The organism is Isoptericola luteus (genome assembly GCF_020297055.1).
Taxonomy (GTDB): domain Bacteria; phylum Actinomycetota; class Actinomycetes; order Actinomycetales; family Cellulomonadaceae; genus Isoptericola; species Isoptericola luteus.
Window position 1 is genome coordinate 180,991 of sequence record NZ_JAIXCQ010000003.1, and the last position, 20,322, is coordinate 201,312.

The following is a 20,322-nucleotide window of genomic DNA, read 5'->3' on the forward strand; positions in this document are numbered from 1 at the left end:
GTCTGTCCGGGCCGGCCGGAGAGCCGTACCACCCCACCCCGCTGGAGGTGGCGTGGTCCTGGCTGCCCGGGGTCGAGCCGGACGCCGCCGTCCGCGCGGTCCCTCGCGACCCCCTCGACGTGCTCACCGACGTGCTGGCCCCGCACCTGATCGAGGGCCCGTGCTTCGTCGCGTTCTCCGGCGGGCGCGACTCGTCGGCCGTGCTCGCCGCCGCCGTCCGCGCCGCGCGGACCCTCGGCGCCCCCGACCCGGTGCCCGTGACCCTCACCTACCCGGGACTGCCCGCCACCGACGAGTCGGACTGGCAGGAGCTCGTCGTGCGCCACCTGGGCCTGACCCGGTGGCTCCGCCTCGACGCGACCGGGCAGACCGAGATCCTCGGCCCGTCCGCGCGCGAGAGCCTGAGCCGCCGCGGCCTCCTGTGGCCGGCGACCATGCACACCAAGGACTTCCTGCTGAGCCGGATCGGCCCGGGCACCCTGCTCACGGGCGAGGGCGGCGACGAGGTCTTCTCCGCCAACCGCGTGCGCCCGTTCGCCGAGCTCGCCTCGCACCGCCGGCCCGACTCCGACCTCGCCCGCAGGTGCGCCCGCGCCCTCCTGCCCCGCGGCGCCCGCGCGGCCCGCGAGGCCGGCGCGCTGGCGCACGTCGCCCAACCGTGGGTGCACGCCGAGGTCCAGCGGGACCTGCACCACCGGATCGCCGCCGACAACGCCACGGAGCCCCTGGCCTGGCACCGGGCCCTCGGCTGGGTCCGCGGGCGGCGCGTCGCCTCCGTGCTCGCCGCCACGCACTCCGCCATCGGGCGGGAGCACGGGGTCGACGTCGTCGCCCCCCTGCTCGACCGCGGCTTCCTCGGCGCCCTCGTCGCGCGGCACCGCACGCTCGGGTACCCGTCACGGCGGGCGGCCATGCACGAGGTCTTCGGGTCCGTCCTGCCGCGCAGCGTCGTCGAGCGCACCACCAAGGCGTACTTCAACCACGCCTACCTGGCCGACGCGACACGGACGTTCGCGCAGCAGTGGGACGGCTCAGGAGTGGACGAGGCGCTCGTCGACCCCGCGCTGCTCCGCGCGGAGTGGCTCGCCCCGACGCCGTCGGGCCTCAGCTCCCTCCTGCTCCAGCAGGCCTGGCTCGCCTCGACCTCGACGAGCCCGCGATGACGGCCCGCGACGTGCTCCGCACGCTCCGCGTGACCGAGCTCCCCGAGCTGCTGCGCAGCACGTTCGTCGCCGCGCGCATGGAGCTGTGGCTGCGTCGCGCCCCGCTCGACGCCGTCGCCGGCCGGATGGGCGCCCGGCTGTGCCTGCGGGCCGCCCCCGAGACCGGCACCGCCGCGCTGGCGCTCACCGCCGCGGAACGGGCCCGGCTCGGCACGGCGCGGCGCGTCACCCGGCACTGGCCGTTCGGCGACACCTGCCTGCGGCGCTCCCTCATGACCGCGTACCACCTGCGCGACCGCGAGCCCGAGCTCTACGTCGGGGTCGCCAAGAAGGACGGCGAGGTCACCGCCCACGCGTGGCTGGTGGTCGACGGCGTCAACCTCGACCCGACCGGGTCGGCACAGTTCCAGACGCTCGAGAAGGCAGGGAGCAGGGCACGATGACGGATCGCCGGATGCTGTACGGGCTCGTCGTCGAGTCCGAGATCGACCTGCACCAGGACCGGGAGGCGCCCCCGGCGGGACCGCCGGACGTCGTCGTGGTGCGCGGCGACGACGTCGCGACGCTCGAGCCTCCGGACGGCCGGGTCCTCATCCGGCTCGGGGACGACGACGCGCCCCTGTACACGATGGTCGAGTCGCCGGACGGCGGGTACCTGCTGCGGTTCTTCCACGCCTGCGACGTCGCCGTCTCCGCCGACCTCTCCCGCATGACCGTGTCGCGGCACGTCGACGCCGTCCCCGGCCTCGAGGCCGTGCTGACGACGGGCGCGGCGCTGGCGTTCCAGCTCTACGCGCGCGGCCTGCTCGTGCTGCACGCGAGCGCCGTCCAGGTGGGCGACGCCAGCGTGGGCTTCGTGGGGCGCTCCGGGATGGGCAAGTCGACGATGGCGGCCCTGCTGTGCAGCGAGGGCGCGGGCTCCCTCATCACGGACGACGTGCTGCGGGTCGACGTCCACGACGGCGAGCACGTGTCGCGTCTCGGGGCGACGGAGCTCCGCCTGCGCAAGGGCGCCGACGAGCTGAGCTCGCGCTTCGCCACGGGCACCCCGAACCGCCGCACCAGCGCCGACGCGCGACAGATCCTCGCCCCGGGCGCCGGTGCCCGGGACCGGGCCCCGCTGGCCGCCCTGGTCGTCCCCCTGCCCGACCGGGAGACGCACGAGCTCCGGCTCGAGCCGCTGACGGGCAAGGACGCCCTGCTGACCCTGCTGTCCTACCCGCGGCTGGTCGGCGTCGTCGACCCGGCGATCTCCACGGCGCAGCTGGCGCTCACCGCCGCCCTCGTCCGGGACGTCCCGGTCGTCGCCGCGCACGTGCCGTGGGGCCCGCCCTTCGCGCCCGACCTCGGCTCCCGGCTCGCCGAGGGCCTGGAGGCGATCACCGGGCGCCCGCTCGGGCAGCCCGCGCCGGCCCGCGCCGGGGCCGCGGCCTCACTGGCCTGACGTGAGGTAGGCGCTCGCCTGGAGTGTGAACATCTCGGCGTACTCGCCGCCGAGGGCCATGAGCTCGTCGTGGGTGCCCGACTCCACCACGCGGCCGCCGGCCATGACGTAGATCCGGTCCGCCGACCGCACGGTCGAGAACCGGTGCGAGATGAACAGGGCGGCCCGGCCCTCGAGCGTGGACCGCAGGGACTCGAAGAGCGCATGCTCCGCGCGCGGGTCGAGCGCCGCCGACGGCTCGTCGAGGATGACGAGGGCGGCGTCGCGGTAGAAGGCCCGCGCGATGGCGATGCGCTGCCACTGCCCGCCGGACAGGTCGCTGCTCTCGGCGAAGAGCTTCGACAGACGGGTGTCGTAGCCGTGCGCGAGGCCGCCGAGCGCGTCGTCGATCCCCGCTGCCGCCGCGGCCCGGCGCACCCGGGCGTCGACCTGGGCCGCCCCGCCCGCTCCCCCCGCTGTGTCGGCGTCGCCCAGCGCGATGTTCTCCCGTGCGGAGAACGCGTACCGCACGATGTCCTGGAAGATCACCGCGATGCGCGCACGCAGGTCGGACGGCCGCACGTCGCGGTAGTCCACCCCGCTCCACGTCACGGTCCCGTCCGACGCCTCGTAGAGCCCGGCGAGCACCTTGGCCGCCGTCGTCTTGCCGGAGCCGTTCTCGCCGACGAGCGCCACGACCTCGCCGGGACCGACCCGGACGGAGACGTCGTGCAGCGCGTCCCGTTCCGCCCCGGGGTAGCGGAACGCGACCGTGTCGCAGGCGACCCCCTCGAAGCGGTCGGGCAGCTCGCCGGTGCCCTCCTGGCTCCGGTCCGACCGGCCGAGCGCCATGAAGGCGTCCACGTCGTCCAGGTAGAGCCCGGACTCGAAGACCTGCTGGACGCCGCCGAGCATCGCCTGGATCTGGCCCTGCAGCATCCGGATCGCCACGATGGCGGCGCCCGCTCCGGCGACGCTCACGTCGCCGGACGCGATGAACCACACGAGGACCAGCATCGTGAGGGTCAGGGTGAGGCCGCTGACCACCTGGCCCAGCACCGTGAGCCGGGCGCGGCGGCCGAGGTGCGCCCGCAGGTCGACGAGGTAGCGGTCGTAGAGGTCGCGGTAACGGCGGTACAGCCAGCCGGCCGTCTCGAAGGCGCGGACCTCCTTCGCCTCGTCCCTGCCCGTCGCGACCATGTTCACGTAGAACCGCTCGCGCTGGTTGGGCGTCTGGTCGAGGCTGAACGCGAACTCGAGCCTGCTCTCCCGCCGGCTCGTGAGGAGCAGGGGCGCCGCGCCGACGGCGAGCAGCGGGAGCAGCAGCGGGTGGATCGCGACGAGTGACGCGCCGACCCCGATGCCGGCGGCCACCGCACCGAAGAACGTGAACAGGCCCTGCGTCACCTGGAACGGGCGGGACAGCGCGTTCGACTTGACCCGTTGCAGCCGGTCGAAGAACGCCGGCGACTCGAACCGGTGCAGAGGGACGCCTGTCGCGACCTCCTGGACCTCCTCGGTCATCACGCGCGCGACCCGCTCGCCCAGGAGCCGCCGCACCATCCCCTGGAGCGCCGTGATGATCGACGTCAGGGCCATGAGGCCGGCGAGCGCGGCCACGGGCCACACCAGGGTGGTGAACGACTCCCCGCTGCCCGGCAGCGCGATGATGGCGTCGAGCAGGCGGGCGACCACCAGCACCTGGCCCGCGAGCGCGGCCGCCGCGACGAGCTGCAGCACGACCATCGCGACGAACAGCCCGCGCCCGCTCTGCCACACCAGGGAGGTCGACCGCACGACGAGGCGCCGGAGCCTCCCGAGCGACTTGCGCTGCGACCTGGCGGCGCGGGCGATCACCGCGGGATCGCTCGGGTCGACCCGGTCGACCGGCTCGGACGTGCGGTGCTGCGCCATCGTCGCTCCATCACTTGCTGCGGACCGCCATGCTCGCTGACCACGGTATCCGCGCACGGCGCGGCGCGAGCCGTGCGAGCGGGCGATCCTGCGCCACCGGCGGGTGAAAGTCGCCGCACGGCCCACGCGCGCTCGACGGCGTGGCGCACGAACGGTCATCATCGAGCCACGGACCCTCGGAGGCGAAGGAGGCCCTCGTGCACGCTGCATGGCCTCGCTCGGTCCACTACCGCGGCGCGCACTGGGCGCTGGTGGCCGCCGGCAGCGTGGCCGCCGTCGCCGTCCTGTACCTCGGGCTGGTCGTCTGGGAGACGGGCCAGCGGATCGACCACGGCGTCTACCTCGCCGTCCTGCGGACCGGGCCCGTGCTGGGACCCGTGGCCGGCGTCGTGCGGCCGTACGCCCCGCAGGTGCTGCTGGTCGCCGCAGCGGTGCTCACGGTGCTCGCCCTGCGCCGCGGCCGCGTGCGCGCCGTGGTCGCGAGCGTGCTCGTGGTGCTGCTGTCGGTGCTGGCGACCTGGACCGTGCGCGACCTGCTGCCGCGCCCCGCCTACGGCCTCGACACCTTCGCCGAGAACGGCTTCCCCAGCGGCCACGTCGCGGCCGCGCTGTCGCTCGCGGTCGCGTGCGTCCTGATGTGGCCGTCGCCCGACCGTCGGCTCCCCGCAGTGGTGGGCGGCGGCGTGGCGGGCGCGACGGCGCTGGCGTCCGTCGTCGTGCACGCCCACCTGCCCGTGGACGTGGTCGGCGCCCCGTTCGTGGTGGTCGCGGTGTGCTGCGCGGTGCTCTGGGTGGTGCGACCGCTCGAGGCGACCGCGGAGCTCAGCCGCCCGGGCCCGGGGCGAGCCGGGCGAAGTACTCCGCCCGGGCGGTGACGTCCGCGACGTCGCGCTGCAGCGGCCGCTCGGGGCTCCCGTCGGTGCCGCGCGCACGGTGCTGCCGCCCGACGCGGCGAGCACGCAGCGTGTACGCGAGGAGGCAGGCGGCGCTGGCCGCGGTGCCGGGCCGTGCCGCGCCGTAGACGTTCCCGCCGAGCCGGTCGTCCCCCGGCAGCCCGGGGAACGGGTGGTCGCGGTCCCGCCGTCGGGCGAGCGAGCCCCAGGCTCCGCGGCGCGCGCGGTCGAACGACGTGCCGTGCGGCAGCTCGAGCCCGACCGTCCGCACCGCGCGGTCCAGGACGAGGGCGACCGGGACGGTCGTCCGGGCGGCCGCGGCACGGCGCGCGAGCTCGTCCCAGTCGAACCCCGGGTCCTGGACGGCGTAGCGGACGTCGGCGAGCCACATGAGCCGGTTCGCGCCGTCCTGGGCCGCGTGGAACGCGACGTGGTGCACGGTGTCCACAGGGTCGAACGTCGGCATCGTGACCCCTGGCGCGATCGTCACGGGACGCGCCCGGCGCAGCATCCCGGCCATGTCCACCGGGAACTGACGGCGCAGCCGCTCGGGCACCGCGACGTGCCAGTGCAGGTCCAGGTGGGTGCCGTGCCGCGCCGTCATGGCGATCTCGGCGCGCATGCTCCTGCGGAGCTCGGGCCAGTTGCGGTCGAGCTGCTCGCCGCCGGTGGACAGCACCACCCGGATCGCCTCCTCGAACCGCGCGGCGTCCACGAAGAGGTCCAGGTCGTAGTACTCGCGCATGTCGGGCGAGGGCCAGACGACGGAGGCCAGGACGGGTCCCTTGGCCACCGCCCACGGGATGCCGGCCGCGTCGAGCGCGGCACCGGTGACCTTGAGGTCCTCGACGGCGCGCAGGTGACGCAGGGTCTGCGCGTGGCGTGCGGCGCCGAGCCCGGCGAGCCAGGGGTCCGGCGCGTCCGCCGCCGCGAGCGACCTCGCCATCGCCGGGGTGACCCGGTGCAGCACCCCGGCGGCGAGGACCCGGCCCAGGTCCTCGGCGAACAGCTCGTCCGGGGCGTCGTGCGGCCGGCCCGCCGCGGCGTCCACCAGCAGGCGCGCGAGCGGACGCAGCCCGAGGGGGGCCGTGGCGCGGCCGGCACGGGTGGGAGCGCGCAGGGACATGGGACGAGCATGCCCCGTCCCGTGGACGGCCGACCGCCGTCGCGCGGGTTTTCACCCTGGCGTCACCCGGCCGGGGCGGCGTCACCGGGCGGGGACGCCCGCTGCCCCGTAGAGCTTCGCGTAGCGGTCGCCGACGGCTCGCCAGGTGTAGGCCCCGACGGCCTGCCCGCCGGTCTCGCCCAGGCGACGGGCGAGGGCGTCGTCATCGAGCACCCGGCAGATCGCGGCGGCAAGTGCCGGCGTGTCCGCCGGGTCGACGAGCAGGCCGTTCTCGCCGTCGGCGACGAACTCCGGCGGGCCGCCGCGGGTGGTCGCGACGACGGGCACCCCGGCGCGCCAGGCCTCCAGCACGACGATGCCGAACGACTCGACACGGCTCGGCACGACGACGAGCGCGGCGGACCGCATCGCGGTCACCACCTCGGGGCGGGAGAGCCGCCCCGGCAGCACGACCCGCTCGCGCAGGCCGAGCTCGTCGGCACGACGGCGCAGGCCCTCGCGGTCGGGGCCGTCGCCGGCGATCACGAGCGAGACCCCGCCGGGGTCGGCGTGCGCGTACGCGTCGACGAGCAGGTCGAACCCCTTGACCCCCACCATGCGGCCCACGGCGAGCACGTAGCGCCCGGGCAGCCAGGCGGGCCGCGGGGCGGCCGGTTCCGCGGGGTCGATGCCGTTGGGCACGACGACGCCGCCCCCCGGCGTGAGACCGAAGCGGCGCACCAGGTCGTCGAGGGTGTACCGCGACGGCCCGGTCACGGCGGCGGCGCGGCGCAGCGAGCGCCGCAGCGCGGACGCGAGCAGCCGCGAGCGGTCGAAGACGCCGTGCGCGTCGGCGAACGTCTCGCCGTGCGAGCTGAGCACGAGCGGCACACCCGCGCGCCGGGCGGCCAGGTCCGCCCAGGGCCCGTTGGGCCCGTAGCAGTGCACGTGCACGACGTCGGGCCGGTCCGCGCGCGCGGCGGCCCGCCAGGCGCGCAGGGCGCCCGGGGCACCGGCGGCGAACCGGGCGAGCGCGCCGAGGTCGCGCGCCGGCATCGGGCACGGGAGGTAGCGCAGCCCGATGCCGTCGACCTCGTCGGGCGTCTCGTCCCCCTGGTCGACGGCCCACACGACCACGTGGTGCCCGCGGCGGCGCAGGTCGCGGGCCACGTGGAGCACGTGCTCCTCGACCCCGCCGAAGCGCGGCAGGAAGCTGCTCGTCACGAGCGCGACGCGGACCATGCAGCCCCCCTCCTGACCGGTGCACGGCCCGCAGATCATACGTAGCCCGGCGGCGGACCCGCCGGGTGAAGTCCGCCCGGTTCACCCGCCGCTCGCCCTGGCCGTGGCGGGCCGCCGGGTCAGAATGGCCGGACGACCGGGCACCACGGTGGGACCGCACGACGGACGGAGCAGCATGGCACGACTGACGCTGGCGACGGTCGCCGTGGGCACGCCGATGGGTCAGCAGGTGTACGAGCGCGAGGTCGCGGCCCGGGCCGCGGGCGCACTGGGCGGCGACGTCGAGGTGACCCGCTCGGTCACGCGGTCGCTGCGCTCACCGCTGCCGGGGACGGCGCGCCTGCCGCACCGGCTGCTGCACGACGCCCCCACGGGGCTGCGCCGGGTCGTGGGCGCCGCCATGTACCGCGGCGCCGACGTGGTGCACCGGATGGGCCTGTCCCTGCCGCCGGCCCGCGTGCCGGAGATCGTGACCGTGCACGACACGGTGGCGTGGCGGTTCCCGGACGAGTCCCGGCCCGAGACGTTCGCCGCGGCGGAGCTGCGGCGGGCGCGGGCGGTGGTCTCGGTGTCGCAGTTCGCGGCGGACGACGTCGCCGAGCGCCTGGGCCTGGAGCACGTGCACGTCATCCACAACGGTGTGGACGAGCGCCTGCTGGGTGCCCGCCCGGCGACGGCGGAACGGCTGCGCGAGCTGGGGGTCGAGGGCCCGTACGTGCTGCACGCCGGCGGCTCCTCGACGCGGAAGAACCTCGAAGCGCTGGCCGCCGCGTGGCCCAAGGTGCGCTCCCGCTTCCCCGACGTGTCGCTGGTGCTCGCCGGGCCGCCGTCGCCGCGGCGCGACCGGCTCTTCGGCCCCCTCGACGGCGCGGTCCGCGTCGGGCGCGTCCCGGACGAGGACGTCGCGGGCCTGCTCGCCGCGGCGTCCGCCGTCGTGGTGCCGTCCGTGTACGAGGGGTTCGGCCTCCCAGCCCTGGAGGGCCTCGCCGTCGGGACGCCGGTGGTCGCGGCGGCCCGGTCGTCGCTGCCCGAGGTGTGCGGGGACGCCGCGGTGCTCGTGGAGCCCGACGGCCCCTCGATCGCGGAGGGCCTCGAGCACGTGCTCACCGGCGGCGCCGAGGTGGACCTCCTCGTCGCGCGCGGCCGCGAACGCGCCGCACGCTTCACCTGGGACGCGACGGCCGCCGCGCACGCCCGCCTGTGGCGTGCCGTGCTCGACGGCCGCCAGTGAACAGTTCCGGTGACACGACCATCGCCGGGGGATCGGCGATTTCAGGGCTGGCCCTTGTACCAGCACGGTTCTAGATTGTCCAACAAGCGAAAGCCCGTCAGACGGGACGAGAGTTGTTGGAGGGCCGATGGCCGTTGACGTGGTGGATCTCTTGCGGGAGCTCGACTTCACCATCGCCGAAGGAGCCTCACCTGACTCCTGGTTGCTTCGTGCACCCGACGGCGCGTCTTTCGAGGTCTCGCTGCCATCACCGGTACCGCGCCTCGACGCCCACGCAACACGCCACCTCGTCGCTCACCAACGGGCCGGACGAAGGATCCTCGCCGTCGGCGAGTCCGTCACCGAGAGGGTGTTGCAGCGCGCGGTGAAAGGACAGATCGACATCCTCACCGCAAGCCCCGCCAGGCTCGTCCACGCCGGTGTCACCTATACGGCGGAGGAAGACCCCGACCTGCAGCAAGCCAGACCGGCGACGAAACGACCGGCCTGGACGCGCTGGGCGGTCGAGCGCTATCTTCTGCTTGCTGCGGAGCCAGCGCGCCAGTCGCTTATCGCGAGCGTCCTCGGCACCAGCCAGCAGTCCGTCTCCAACGCCGCCCGCCATCTCGCGGGTCTGGTCGCCGATCACGGCGACGGACTCATCGTCACGGATCGGGCCGGCCTGCTGGAGCACTGGCGCGACGAATACGCGGGCCCCGGGGGCCAGGAGTTCGGGTGGTACAGCCTGGATCCCGTCACCGATCAGGTCATCAGCGCCGTCCGAGCGGCAACCCTCCTCGACGTCAGGCCGTTGGTGAGCGGAGATGTCGCGGCTGACCTGCTCGCGCCGTGGAAGCTCCCGACCCAGGGAAGGATCTATGTCGACGGCCCCGTCGACCTCGCCGAGGAGGGATTCGTCCCTGCACCGGTCGACGACGCGACGCTTGTCACCTGCGTCCCGCGCGACCCGAGCATCTGGCGACTTGCAGACCCCCCTGCTGTGACACCGTCGACGCACGGGGAGGTGCGACTGGCTGATGCGGCGATCATCTACTGGGACGTGGCGGAAAGCACGGATCTCGACAGCGGGCCGGCCGCCGAGCAGCTCGCCCTCCTCGTTGCGCAGGGGAAGCGATGAACGATGCGACCGAGATCCATGTCCACGCGCTGAGCAACGCTGATTCCCTGGGCTATCTCGGGCAGCAGGCAGTCGCGAAGGCGACGGGCGATCATGAATACCGGATCGTCGGCGGCCACATGGTCCGGCTCCTGTTGCAGGTTTACCCGACGCGCAATGCCACGCTGCGCTCCACCCTGGATGCCGACGCAGCCGTCGGCGACGTCGAGGTCATCGGACCCATCCGCGACCAGTTGATCGCACAGGACTCCGAGCAGGAGGGCGGCAACGTCTTTTCCAAAGTGCTGGACACCGATCAACGCGTCGAGATCAACCTGTTGCTCGCCAGGCACGGGAGTTCGCAGGGCATCCGGCCTCAGGACGTGCCCGGCGTCGGGCAGGTCGACACACTCCCTTCGTTCTGGCTTCACCAGGCCTTGCCCTGGCCGTGACTGCCGAGCCCAGGGACGGCCGAACCATCGAGTACTCAGCCCGTATCCCCGACGTGGAAGCCGCGGTCGCCCTCAAGGCGCACAGCTGGAGGGGACGCTACTTCGAGAACGACCTTGCTGACCTGCATTCGCTGCTGGAGATCCGAGACGCCCATCCGGACACCTCGTGGCGTCTCGAAGAGCAGAACCTTGCCGGGTTCCGAAAGGACGCCGCGCAGATCCTTCACGAGCTCGCCAAAGGAATCGTCCGGAAGAACTTCCGGGCTCCCGGCAATCTCGACCGGCGGAGGATGGCCGCTCTGATCACGCGGCACGTCTCCAGGCCATGGCGTGTCAGCCCACGGGACCCCACGCCCGGATCGCGCTGATGGCGACCTGGTAGTCGCTCGCGGTCTCGAGGTCCATGAAGGACGGGTGCGGCCCGCCCAGGACGCCGGAGTAGTTGAGCGCCAGCACCGGCACGTCGCGCTCGGTGGTCATCGGCACGGACACCCGCACGGCGGTCGCCGTGACGGGCTCGACGTCGAACAGCACGACCCGGTCGTAGAGCTGGGCGGCCTGCTCGGCGACGACGGACCAGTCGCCCGCCTCGTCCCGCACCTCCACGGTGTAGTCGCGCAGGCCCGCGGTGCAGCACCGGATGCCTGCCGTGGCCACCGCGATCCTGTCGATCTCCACCGGCCCGTCCGTCTCGACGGTCAGCGCGGGCGCCTCGTCCGTCGACCCGTCGGCGAGCAGGCCGGAGTGCCAGGGGTCGCGCACGTCGAAGGTCCCGGAGGTCACGACGGACGCGTCCGCCGCTCCGTCGGCCTCGTGCGTGGACGTCGCGGTGACCGGCCGACCCTCCAGGAGGTCCGGCCCGAACTCCCGCGTCGCCCGGGCCGTCAGAGAGGTCCCTGCGGGCGCGACGACGAACGTGGGCGCCCCGCCCACGGGGACCTCGACGCCGCCGGCGGGCACGTCGAGCGCGCGCCGGTCCCCGTACTGGTCCACCACCTCGACGGTGACGTCGCCGTCCGGGCTCGCCAGCGTCAGCGAGGTGGCGAGGTCGTCCGTCCACAGGGCGAGCAGGGTGCCGTCCGGTCCGGTGCCGTCGACGGCGTACGTGCCGGGGGCGGGAGGGTCGCGCAGCTCCAGCTCGGTGAACCCGTCGAGGAGCGCGCTGGTGGCCGCGGCCGCCGCGCCGAGGGGCTTGACGTAGCCGTCGTGCTGCACGGCCGACCACGAGTTGCCGGTCTCGCCCCACCCGCCCTCGGAGAAGAAGTACGTCCACTCGTCGATGCCCTCGAGCCGGTACCACAGGAGCTTGCGCGCGACGTCGGAGCCGCCCGACCAGAAGTTCACGACGCCGTCGGACCACCAGCCGGTCTCCGTGTCCCACAGCGGCAGGTCCCCGCACGCCGCGAGGGTGTCGCGCAGCGCCTCCAGCTCGTGGCCGGGCAGGGAGAACCCCTCCTCCTCCCACGACCGGTTGAGGCCCGTGTAGGGGTGGATGCCGACGACGTCCATCGTGTCGCACGCACCCGCCGCGACGGCCTGCTCCCACCAGTCGAGGGCGAACCCCAGGGAGTTGCCGCCGATGACGCGCGCGTCCGGGTCGGCGGCGCGGGCCGCGGCGGCGAAGGGCACGGCGACGTCGCGCACGTAGTCGGCGCCGTCGTCGAAGCCGGTGGCGTTCGGCTCGTTCCACGGCTCCCAGTCGGTGATCTCGGGGGCGGACCGCGCGAACTCGGCGACGATCTCGCGCACCCAGCCCTCCCACGTCCCCGCCTCGACGGCCGTCTTCTCCGAGCCGCCGGACCCGACCTGCACCACCAGGACCACCCCGAGCTCCCGGGCCAGCTCCCCAGCCTCGCGCAGCTCCGTGAACGGGTCGGCGGGCGCCGTCCCGTCCTCGGCGAGCACCCCGGCGTGGGGCAGCGAGCTCCAGTCGAGCGCGGCCGCGTCGGGCTCGGCGGCAGGGTCCGGCACGATCTTGGCGAAGTCGAGCTGCACGCGGTGGCTGCCGAAGCCGAGCGCGGCAGCCAGCTGGACGCCACGCAGCGCGCTCGCGCCGCCCCACCCCGCGCCGTCGGCCATCGCGTCGAACCCGAGGTCCACGCCCTGGGCCCCGACGGTGTACCGCAGGCAGTCCCCCGACAGCGCCTCGCCCGTGGCCGCGTCCACGAGGTGCGCGTCCACCTCGTACACCCCGGGGCGAGCATCGGGCAGCATGAGCGGCACCTGCCCGCCCTGCGACGGCAGCGGCACCTCGCGCCAGTCCGTCACGACGGGCCCGCGCACCCGCGGGTCGCCGCGCACCTGGTACCGCACGGCGTACCGGTCCGCCGACGCCGACCACGCGTCGTCGACCGAGAGCGCGACGTGCGGGTCGGTCCCGGCGGCGAAGTAGCCGAGCTCGACGCCGGTCTCCAGCCCCAGCCCGACGCCCATCCCCGACAGCATCGACTCGGTGCCCGCGTTGTACTTCACCGGGGCACGGAGCTGGTACGCGAGGCGGTCGTCCGAGATCCGCACCAGGGACGTGCCCGCCTGCGTGCCGGCCAGCACGTACGTGGCGTCGTCGGCCCGGACGACCCCGGCCTCGACCTCGAACGTGACGTCCTGGTCCAGGTCGCCGCGCGCCGCCGGCCAGATGCCGAGACGCACGCCCGAGGTGTCGAACCACTCGAGCCCGGTCCCCTTCTCGGCGACAAGCAGCCCGTGGCCCCCGGGGCCGCTGGTCACCGCGGTGACGTCCCCCGGGGCGCGCTGGCCGCCGTGGCCCAGCCCGCCACCGCCGCTCGTGGCGCCCAGGCCGAACGTGGCGGCCCCGTCCACCGTGCGGCCCACCACGTCGACGGCGTGCCCGTCGGGGCCGTCCTCGTCGTGGACCAGCACGACGGATCCGTCGTCGGTCTGCCCCACGATCCCGCCCGGGAACGCGTCGCTCATCGGCTGGACCGTCCCGTCGGCGGCGACCTCGTGGAGTCCCGACGGCCCCTCGTGGACCCCGATCACCGGCTCGCCGCCCGGCTCCTGCCACAGCACGGTGCCGTACAGGTCCAGCAGCCGGCCCTCGGTCTGGTCCGACTCCGGCAGCGTCGCCGTCCAGACCTGCTCGCCGTCGCGGTCCAGCCGCACCAGGTCGCGCCGCCCCATGAGGGTGTCCAGCAGGTAGACGTTCCCGTCGTCGTCGACCTCGAAGTCCCCCACCCCGAACGACTCCGCCCCCTCGACCAGCCGCAGCTCGACGTCGAACCCGCCGTCGTCCGAGCCGTCGGCCAGGTCGTAGCGGTCCACGCGGTAGGTGGACTCCCGGTCGAACGAGAGCACGTACGCCGTGCCGTCCCGGACCACGAAGTCCACGAGCAGGCGGTCGCCGGGCGGGGCGACGTCCGGCACGACCACCGAGAGCCCACCGAGCTCTTCGGCCTGCCGCCCGTCCGCGCTGATCGGGCCGACGTCCGGGAACCCGCACACCGCCGTCGGCCCCGGGCCCACGCCCCCGACGGCGGCGAGCGGCGCGTTGGCGCCGTCCGCTCCCGCGACCTCGCCCGGCACGGCCCCCGAGACCGCGAGCATCGTGGTGACCACCACCGCGGCGCCGGCGACCGCGGCCACCACAACCGTCCGCACGCTCCGCGCGCGCACCCCACGACCCGTCTGCTGCTCGCTCATGGGGCACCTCGCGGCTCGACGACGGCTGGTCCTCCCATCGTGGCGAGCATCCGCCGGAACGCGGGGGGCCGGCCCGGGTGAACCGGGCCGCCGAGGGGCAATTCACCCGCTGACGCGCGGGCCGCCAGGCGCCGTCAGACGAACCGCTTGGCGTAGCCCAGACGGTAGGTGAGGTCCCGGTTGCGCTCGCGGACGAACCTCGCGGGGTTCCCCGCCACCATCGCGAACGGCGGCACGTCCTTGGTCACGACGGCCCCCGCCGCCACGACCGCCCCCTCGCCGACGGTCACCCCGGGCAGGACGATCGCGTGGCTCGCGACCCACGCGTGGTCACCGATCTCGACGGGCGCGCCGACCTCCGCGAAGTCGGGCGAGTCGACGTCGTGCTGCCGGGTGTAGACGCTCACGTGGCTGCCGAGGTTCACCGCGTCGCCGATCACCAGGCCCGACCGTCCGTCGAGGAACGCCGAGTCGCCGATCGTGCAGTGCTCGCCCACGACGATGCGCTCGGGCGCGTAGAACTCGGCGCGCCAGTGGATGCTCGACGTCGGCGGCAGCGTCAGCCCGGCGCGCCGGTAGAAGAACCCGCGGACCGCGTGCGACGGCACGTGGCCGACGTCGGCGAGCAGCCGCAGGCGCAGGTCCTGCCACATGTCGCGACGCCAGCGCACCGCCCCGACCAGCGCCGGCGGCGCCAGACCCTTGACCCGGTCCCGGACCACGACCACCACGTCCCTCTCGCCGATCCCGCACCCGAGGGGCGGTGCTCCGTCATCCCACGGGTTGCTCCTCGCGACGATACGGCGAGGGCGACCGAGCCGGGGAGCCCAGGGCACCGATTCACCCGCTGACGCGCGATCTCACCCGTCGACGGAGCGATTTCCTCCTGTCGCGGGCACCGGTGCCCCCAGATACTGGCGTGGTGACCCACCGCACCTACGGGGCCTACGTGCTGCCCGGCGATCCCACCTGGCTCGAGCGGACCCTGCCGCGGTACTACCCCCTGCTCGACGACCTGGTCGTGCCCGTCCCCCGGGACGGCCGCGGCTGGACCGGGACGCCGATCCAGGTCGCCGAGTGCCTGGAGATCGTGCGCCGGGTGGACACCCGCGGCCTGCTGCGGGTCGTGGAGGGGTCGTGGACCGACCCGGCCGACCCGCTCGCCGCCGACACCGCCCAGCGCCAGGCCGCGCTCGACGCCCTGTCGGGCTCCGTCGACTGGATCGTGCAGATCGACAACGACGAGTTCCTCCCGGAGGCGAGCACCCTCGTCGAGGCGATCGACCTGGCCGAGGAGCGCGGGCTCGGAATCGTGGAGCTGCCGATGCGCGTGCTGTTCCGCCGCACGGGGCGCACGGTCCTCGAGGTGGTCGCGTCCGACGGCGGCCCGCGGTACGAGTACCCGGGCCCCGTCGCCGTGCGCGCCGGGTCCACGACCGTCAACGCCCGGCGGGCGGTCGGGCCGTTCCTGCGGATGGTCGTCGCCGGCGACGAGCGGTCGCTGCAGGTCAACCGGCCTGCTGAGCCGGGCGAGACCCGGCTCGCGACGCTGCGGCCCGACCAGGCGATCGTGCACAACTCCTGGGCGCGCACGCCCGCACAGATCCGCGCCAAGGTGAGCTCGTGGGGGCACGCCGACGCCTCGCTGGGCCGCTACTACTGGACGGTCTGGTGGCCGGCACCGCTCACGTGGTGGCTGCTGCGCGACTTCCACCCGTTCTCCCGCGGCCTGTGGCCGCGCCTCGCGCGCCGACCGGTGGCGGACACCGAGCCGGCCCCCGCACCCGCGAGCTCCACCGTGGGACCGGCCGATGCCTGAGCACCCGCGCAGCCTGGTCGTCGTCCTGAACTACCGCGGACGCGCGGACACCCTCGAGTGCGTCGCCTCGCTGGTCGAGGGCTCGCCCGCGCACACCGTGCTCGTGGTCGACAACGGGTCCCACGACGGCGTCCTGGACGCCGTGCGCGACCGGTGGCCCGCCACGGTGGCGACCCTGCAGAACGGGACGAACCTGGGGTTCGCCGGCGGTATGAACAGCGGGCTGCGCTGGGCGCGGGAGCACGGCTACGACGTGGTGACGGTGCTCAACAACGACACCGTCGTGCGGCCGGGCACCCTCGACCTGCTGGTCGCCCGCGCGCTGGCCGGCCAGGTGGCCGTGAGCCCCGCGGTCCGCTACCGCGACGGCGTGCGCGTGTGGTTCGCCGGGGGCGGCCTGGACCCGGAGGACGGGCTCCCCCACCACCTGTCGGACGACGCCGTCGCACGACTGCACGGCACCGACCCCGACGGCCCCTACGCGACCGACCTCCTCGCCGGGTGCTGCGTCACCGCGAGCGCCGCCACGTGGGCGACGGTCGGGGACTTCGACGAGCGCTTCTTCCTCAACTTCGAGGACTCCGAGTGGAGCGTGCGGGCGCGGCGGCTCGGCACCCGGCTGGAGGTGGAGCCGCGCGCCACGGTCCTGCACAGCGTGTCGGCCTCGTTCGTCGGGGCGTACTCGTACCTCGGCGCGTTCTACTACGCGCGCAACAGCCTGCTGTACACGCGGCTCGTGGGCGGGGGGCGCACCCGCACGCTGCGGCTCCTGCGCCGCCGCGTGCTGCCCTCGCCGGTACGGATCGCCCGTGCCGAGGGCTGGCGCGAGGGCGCCCGCAAGGGCGCGATGGTCGTCGCGGGGATCGCGGCCCACTCCACCCGGCGGTACGGGCGCGCCCCCCGCTGGGTCGAGGCGCGGGCGGGTCGATGGACCCGCGGGTGAAGCCCGCCCCCGCGGCGGGTGAATTGCGCTCCGGACCGTCCTGAGGCGCGGTGGCCCCGGTCTACTGTGACGAGGCCTGAACAAAGGGGGGGACGAACGAATGAACGGTGCCATCCGGGTCTCCGGGCTCGGCAAGACGTACCGCATCGCGCGCTCAGGGCAGCACGTCAACCGGGCGACCGAGGCGGTGCTGCAGCGGTTGCGTCACCCCCTGCAGCGCACCGAGTACGAGGAGTTCGAGGCCCTGCGGGACATCGACCTCCAGATCGGCTGGGGCGAGGCCGTCGGCATCGTCGGCCGCAACGGCGCGGGCAAGAGCACGCTGCTCAAGGTGCTCACCCGCATCACCGCGCCGTCCACCGGGCGGATCGAGCTCGGCGGCCGCGTCGGCAGCCTGCTCGAGGTCGGCACCGGGTTCCACCCCGAGCTCACCGGGCGGGAGAACGTTTACCTCAACGGCACGCTCCTGGGGATGCGGCGCAAGGAGATCCAGCGCCGGTTCGACGAGATCGTCGACTTCGCCGGGGTCGATCGCTTCCTCGACACCCCCGTGAAGCGCTACTCGTCCGGCATGTACGTGCGGCTCGCGTTCTCCGTCGCCGCGCACCTGGAGACGGAGATCCTCGCGATCGACGAGGTGCTCGCCGTCGGCGACGCCGAGTTCCAGGCGAAGTCCATCGCGAAGATGCGCGAGGCCGCCCGGTCGGGCCGCACCGTGCTGTACGTGAGCCACCAGGCGCAGACGGTGTCCGCGCTCTGCGACTCGGCCCTGTTCCTCGACCGTGGCACCGTCACGTTCCAGGGGCCGGTGGAGGACGCCCTCGCGGAGTACCGCCGCACGTTCTCGTCGTTCCAGGCGTCCCAGCAGGACCCGTCCCGGCGGTCGGGCACCGGTGAGCTCCGGTTCACGCGGGCCCAGATCACCGAGGAGACGATGGACCCCACGGCCGACAAGGTCGTGGAGTTCGACGTCGACGCGAACGACGAGGTCGTGGGCAGCTACTTCGTCTCCTGCCACGTCAACGACGCCGACGGCAACGTCGTCGTGCAGTGCGACTCGCGGCTGGTCGGCATGTGGCTCGACCCGTCGACGCCGCAGAGCGCCGCGCTGCGGATCAAGGACCTGTGGCTCAAGCCGGGTCGGTACACGTACGACCTGTACCTCTGCAAGGCCGGGATCCTCGACGCGTGGGAGGGCGCGGGCGCGTTCGAGGTGCTGCCCAAGGCCCCCTACCCGGCGGTGACCTCCGACGAGGCGCTGACGCACGGCCAGGTGCTGGCCGACTTCGAGTACGAGAGGCGCTGAACCGGATGTCCACGATCGTCATCACCCCGCCCGGACGCCTCAACCTGCCCGCCTGGCGCGAGCTGTGGGAGTCCCGCGAGGTGCTCTACCGGTTCGGGGTGCGGGACATCGTCCTGCGCTACCGGCAGACCGCCGTCGGCGTCGCCTGGGTGATCCTGCAGCCCCTGGCCGCGGCGGGCATCTTCGCCATCGTCTTCGGGCAGGTCGCGAACCTGTCCAGCGGCAACGTGCCGTACTTCGTGTTCAGCCTGGCCGGCATGCTCGTGTGGAACCTGTTCAACGGCATCGTCGGGCGGTCGTCGTCCTCGCTGGTGGCGAACCAGGCGCTCGTGTCCAAGGTCTTCTTCCCCCGGATGCTCGTGCCGCTGTCGTCGGTGCTGTCCGTGCTGGTGGACTTCCTGGTCGCGACCGCGCTGTTCGTCGTGCTGCTCTTCGTGTACGGCATCAACCCGGGCTGGCAGGTGCTCACGCTGCCCCTGTGGGTGGCCGTGGCGGTGGTGTTCGCCTCCGGCATCGGGCTGGCGGCGTCGGCCGTGATGGTCAAGTACCGCGACGTGAACTACGCGCTGCCGTGGGTCATGCAGATCCTCCTGTACGCCACGCCTGTGGCGTACACGCTCGACTCGGTGCCGCGCGACCTGCTGTGGCTGTTCAACCTCAACCCGCTGACCTGGCTGCTCGAGTGCTTCCGCTGGGCCGCCCTCGGCAGCCCCGCGCCGCCCGCCTGGCAGATGTTCGGCATCGCCGGCGTCGCCGTGCTCGTGTTCGCCGCCGGGACCCTCGTGTTCCAGAAGATGGAACGTGGCTTCGCGGACGTGATCTGAGATGGCGCTGCCCCACGTGCACGTGATCACCCCGGGTGACCACTTCTCGCCGCGCACGGGCAGCGCGATCCCGACGGTCGTGCACGGGCTGGCGACGGCCGGTCGCGTCGTCGGCACGCGGACGAGCGTCGTGGTGGCGCGAGGCACCTACCCCGACCGGTACGACAGCGCCGAGGTGCTCGAGTACGACGAGCGCCCCCCGGGCCGCTTCGACCGGTTCGTCGACGCCGCGGCGAGCCGGCTCGCGCTGACCCGCCCGCGCGCCCGCGACCGGTACGCCGCGACCGTCGCCGACCAGGGGTCGTGGGAGCCGTCCGTGGTGCTCGCCCACAACTCCCCGCAGCTCGTCGGCGCGGTCGACGCGGACCGGCACCTGCCGGTGCTCTACGCCCACAACGAGCTGCTGCGCACCTACTCGCAGCGCGAGGCCGGCCGGGCGCTGGAGCGCGCGCACCGCGTCGTGTGCGTCAGCGAGTTCCTGGCCGAGCGCACCCGCGACCGGCTGCCGCCGTCCCTACGCGACCGCGTCGTCGTGGTGCGCAACGGCGTGGACACCGCGTTCTTCCACCCCGCCGACGACGGCCCGCATGACGGCCTGCGCGTGGTCTTCGTGGGCCGCATGATCCCGGACAAGGGCGCCGACGTGCTGGTGGACGCGGTGCGTCGCCTCGGCCGCGACGACGTGACCCTCACCCTGATCGGCTCGACCGGGTTCGACCCGCGGGCCGAGCTCTCGTCCTTCGAGCGCGCCGTGCGGGACGCCACCGCCGCCCTGCCGGGGACCGTGCGGCTGCACCCGTTCCTGCCTCGCGCGCGCGTCGCCGCTGAGCTGCGGGACGCGGACGTCGTCGTCGTACCGTCCCGCTGGCCGGAGCCGTTCGGCCTGACGATCCTCGAGGGCATGGCGAGCGGTGCGGCCACGGTCGCGTCGGACGTCGGCGGCATCGCCGAGGCGACCGGAGACGCGGGCGTCCTCGTCCCCCCGGACGACCCGGCCGCCCTGGCCGAGCAGCTCGCCGACCTCGCCCGCTCGCCCCGCCGTGTCGCCGAGCTCGGCGCCGCGGCGCGCGCACACGCGCTCTCGCGCGACTGGAGCACCGTGCGGCCCCTGCTGGCCCGGGCGCTCGACGCGGACGCCCGCTCGGCGGCCGGCAGCGCACCGGGTGAGAAGGGGATGAAATGACCCGCCTCAGGTTGGCCCCCCAGGAGCCGCGCGCCAGCATGGCTGGTATTCCGACCGAACCGATGGAG

18 protein-coding genes are annotated in these 20,322 nt (G+C 74.3%); 13 read left to right on the plus strand and 5 right to left on the minus strand.

Going from position 1 to position 20,322, the window contains the following annotated elements:
- Positions 1–47: 47 nt before the first annotated feature.
- From LEP48_RS05810 to LEP48_RS05820, 3 genes are read left to right on the plus strand one after another with little or no spacing between them, the layout of a single operon-like run.
- Entirely contained in the window at positions 48–1,163 is a 1,116-nt protein-coding gene (locus LEP48_RS05810; RefSeq protein WP_225564631.1) for an asparagine synthase-related protein, read from the plus strand.
- The gene (locus LEP48_RS05815) at positions 1,160–1,606 is read left to right on the plus strand and encodes a lasso peptide biosynthesis B2 protein (protein ID WP_225564632.1); all 447 of its coding nucleotides are present in this window, start codon (positions 1,160–1,162) and stop codon (positions 1,604–1,606) included. Before LEP48_RS05810 ends, LEP48_RS05815 begins: the two co-directional genes overlap by 4 nt.
- Positions 1,603–2,607 carry a hypothetical protein gene (locus tag LEP48_RS05820; RefSeq protein WP_225564633.1) on the plus strand — a complete coding sequence of 335 codons (1,005 nt, stop codon included), beginning with the start codon at positions 1,603–1,605 and terminating at the stop codon, positions 2,605–2,607. Before LEP48_RS05815 ends, LEP48_RS05820 begins: the two co-directional genes overlap by 4 nt.
- On the opposite strand, the gene LEP48_RS05825 is transcribed toward LEP48_RS05820, so the two are convergent.
- Entirely contained in the window at positions 2,596–4,500 is a 1,905-nt protein-coding gene (locus LEP48_RS05825) for an ABC transporter ATP-binding protein (protein ID WP_225564634.1), read from the minus strand. The genes LEP48_RS05820 and LEP48_RS05825 overlap by 12 nt on opposite strands.
- 197 nt (positions 4,501–4,697) lie before the next feature.
- Here LEP48_RS05825 and LEP48_RS18725 point away from each other — a divergent pair, with 197 nt between their 5' ends.
- Complete coding sequence (locus LEP48_RS18725) at positions 4,698–5,375, plus strand: phosphatase PAP2 family protein (RefSeq protein WP_225564635.1); 678 nt, start codon at positions 4,698–4,700, stop codon at positions 5,373–5,375.
- Here the strand turns inward: LEP48_RS18725 and LEP48_RS05835 are convergent.
- Both LEP48_RS05835 and LEP48_RS05840 read right to left on the minus strand, forming a co-directional pair.
- Positions 5,323–6,519, minus strand: coding sequence for a nucleotidyltransferase family protein (locus tag LEP48_RS05835; protein ID WP_225564636.1), 1,197 nt, complete (start codon positions 6,517–6,519; stop codon positions 5,323–5,325). The genes LEP48_RS18725 and LEP48_RS05835 overlap by 53 nt on opposite strands.
- Before the next feature lie 81 nt (positions 6,520–6,600).
- A complete protein-coding gene (locus tag LEP48_RS05840; RefSeq protein WP_225564637.1) occupies positions 6,601–7,740 on the minus strand; it encodes a glycosyltransferase family 4 protein in 1,140 nt (379 codons plus the stop codon).
- 175 nt (positions 7,741–7,915) lie between these two features.
- Between LEP48_RS05840 and LEP48_RS05845 the strand changes: the two genes are divergently transcribed.
- The 4 genes from LEP48_RS05845 (at position 7,916) to LEP48_RS05860 (ending at position 10,887) form a co-directional block, all read left to right on the plus strand.
- Positions 7,916–8,971, plus strand: a complete 1,056-nt coding sequence (locus LEP48_RS05845) for a glycosyltransferase family 4 protein (RefSeq protein ID WP_225564638.1) — start codon at positions 7,916–7,918, stop codon at positions 8,969–8,971.
- Positions 8,972–9,098: 127 nt separating this feature from the next.
- A complete protein-coding gene (locus LEP48_RS05850) occupies positions 9,099–10,088 on the plus strand; it encodes a helix-turn-helix domain-containing protein (protein ID WP_225564639.1) in 990 nt (329 codons plus the stop codon).
- Positions 10,085–10,519 (plus strand): hypothetical protein, encoded by a 435-nt coding sequence (locus LEP48_RS05855; protein WP_225564640.1) that lies wholly within the window; start codon positions 10,085–10,087, stop codon positions 10,517–10,519. The genes LEP48_RS05850 and LEP48_RS05855 overlap by 4 nt, the downstream gene beginning before the upstream one ends.
- Positions 10,516–10,887: a hypothetical protein gene (locus LEP48_RS05860; protein ID WP_225564641.1), complete on the plus strand. Its 372-nt coding sequence runs from the start codon at positions 10,516–10,518 to the stop codon at positions 10,885–10,887. Before LEP48_RS05855 ends, LEP48_RS05860 begins: the two co-directional genes overlap by 4 nt.
- Here the strand turns inward: LEP48_RS05860 and LEP48_RS05865 are convergent.
- Positions 10,853–14,179: a galactose-binding domain-containing protein gene (locus tag LEP48_RS05865; protein ID WP_225564642.1), complete on the minus strand. Its 3,327-nt coding sequence runs from the start codon at positions 14,177–14,179 to the stop codon at positions 10,853–10,855. The two genes, LEP48_RS05860 and LEP48_RS05865, sit on opposite strands and share 35 nt — an antisense overlap.
- 134 nt (positions 14,180–14,313) lie before the next feature.
- Complete coding sequence (locus LEP48_RS05870; protein ID WP_225564643.1) at positions 14,314–14,910, minus strand: acyltransferase; 597 nt, start codon at positions 14,908–14,910, stop codon at positions 14,314–14,316.
- 191 nt (positions 14,911–15,101) lie between these two features.
- On the opposite strand from LEP48_RS05870, the gene LEP48_RS05875 reads away from it, so the two are divergent.
- From LEP48_RS05875 to LEP48_RS05895, 5 genes are all read left to right on the plus strand, one after another.
- Positions 15,102–15,998, plus strand: coding sequence for a hypothetical protein (locus LEP48_RS05875; protein ID WP_225564644.1), 897 nt, complete (start codon positions 15,102–15,104; stop codon positions 15,996–15,998).
- Positions 15,991–16,941, plus strand: coding sequence for a glycosyltransferase (locus LEP48_RS05880; RefSeq protein WP_225564645.1), 951 nt, complete (start codon positions 15,991–15,993; stop codon positions 16,939–16,941). Before LEP48_RS05875 ends, LEP48_RS05880 begins: the two co-directional genes overlap by 8 nt.
- A gap of 100 nt (positions 16,942–17,041) precedes the next feature.
- Positions 17,042–18,247 (plus strand): ABC transporter ATP-binding protein, encoded by a 1,206-nt coding sequence (locus tag LEP48_RS05885; RefSeq protein WP_225564646.1) that lies wholly within the window; start codon positions 17,042–17,044, stop codon positions 18,245–18,247.
- A 5-nt stretch (positions 18,248–18,252) separates the two neighbouring features.
- The gene (locus LEP48_RS05890; RefSeq protein ID WP_225564647.1) at positions 18,253–19,071 is read left to right on the plus strand and encodes an ABC transporter permease; all 819 of its coding nucleotides are present in this window, start codon (positions 18,253–18,255) and stop codon (positions 19,069–19,071) included.
- 1 nt (position 19,072) lies between these two features.
- Entirely contained in the window at positions 19,073–20,254 is a 1,182-nt protein-coding gene (locus LEP48_RS05895; protein ID WP_225564648.1) for a glycosyltransferase family 4 protein, read from the plus strand.
- The last annotated feature ends 68 nt before the right edge of the window (positions 20,255–20,322 follow it).

Coding starts and splice junctions, on each gene's coding strand:
- LEP48_RS05815 (WP_225564632.1), top strand. CDS start 1,160: ATGACGGCCCGCGACGTGCTCCGCACGCTCCGCGTGACCGAGCTCCCC.
- LEP48_RS05820 (WP_225564633.1), top strand. CDS start 1,603: ATGACGGATCGCCGGATGCTGTACGGGCTCGTCGTCGAGTCCGAGATC.
- LEP48_RS05825 (WP_225564634.1), bottom strand. CDS start 4,500: ATGGCGCAGCACCGCACGTCCGAGCCGGTCGACCGGGTCGACCCGAGC.
- LEP48_RS05835 (WP_225564636.1), bottom strand. CDS start 6,519: ATGTCCCTGCGCGCTCCCACCCGTGCCGGCCGCGCCACGGCCCCCCTC.
- LEP48_RS05840 (WP_225564637.1), bottom strand. CDS start 7,740: ATGGTCCGCGTCGCGCTCGTGACGAGCAGCTTCCTGCCGCGCTTCGGC.
- LEP48_RS05845 (WP_225564638.1), top strand. CDS start 7,916: ATGGCACGACTGACGCTGGCGACGGTCGCCGTGGGCACGCCGATGGGT.
- LEP48_RS05850 (WP_225564639.1), top strand. CDS start 9,099: ATGGCCGTTGACGTGGTGGATCTCTTGCGGGAGCTCGACTTCACCATC.
- LEP48_RS05855 (WP_225564640.1), top strand. CDS start 10,085: ATGAACGATGCGACCGAGATCCATGTCCACGCGCTGAGCAACGCTGAT.
- LEP48_RS05865 (WP_225564642.1), bottom strand. CDS start 14,179: ATGAGCGAGCAGCAGACGGGTCGTGGGGTGCGCGCGCGGAGCGTGCGG.
- LEP48_RS05880 (WP_225564645.1), top strand. CDS start 15,991: ATGCCTGAGCACCCGCGCAGCCTGGTCGTCGTCCTGAACTACCGCGGA.
- LEP48_RS05885 (WP_225564646.1), top strand. CDS start 17,042: ATGAACGGTGCCATCCGGGTCTCCGGGCTCGGCAAGACGTACCGCATC.
- LEP48_RS05890 (WP_225564647.1), top strand. CDS start 18,253: ATGTCCACGATCGTCATCACCCCGCCCGGACGCCTCAACCTGCCCGCC.
- LEP48_RS05895 (WP_225564648.1), top strand. CDS start 19,073: ATGGCGCTGCCCCACGTGCACGTGATCACCCCGGGTGACCACTTCTCG.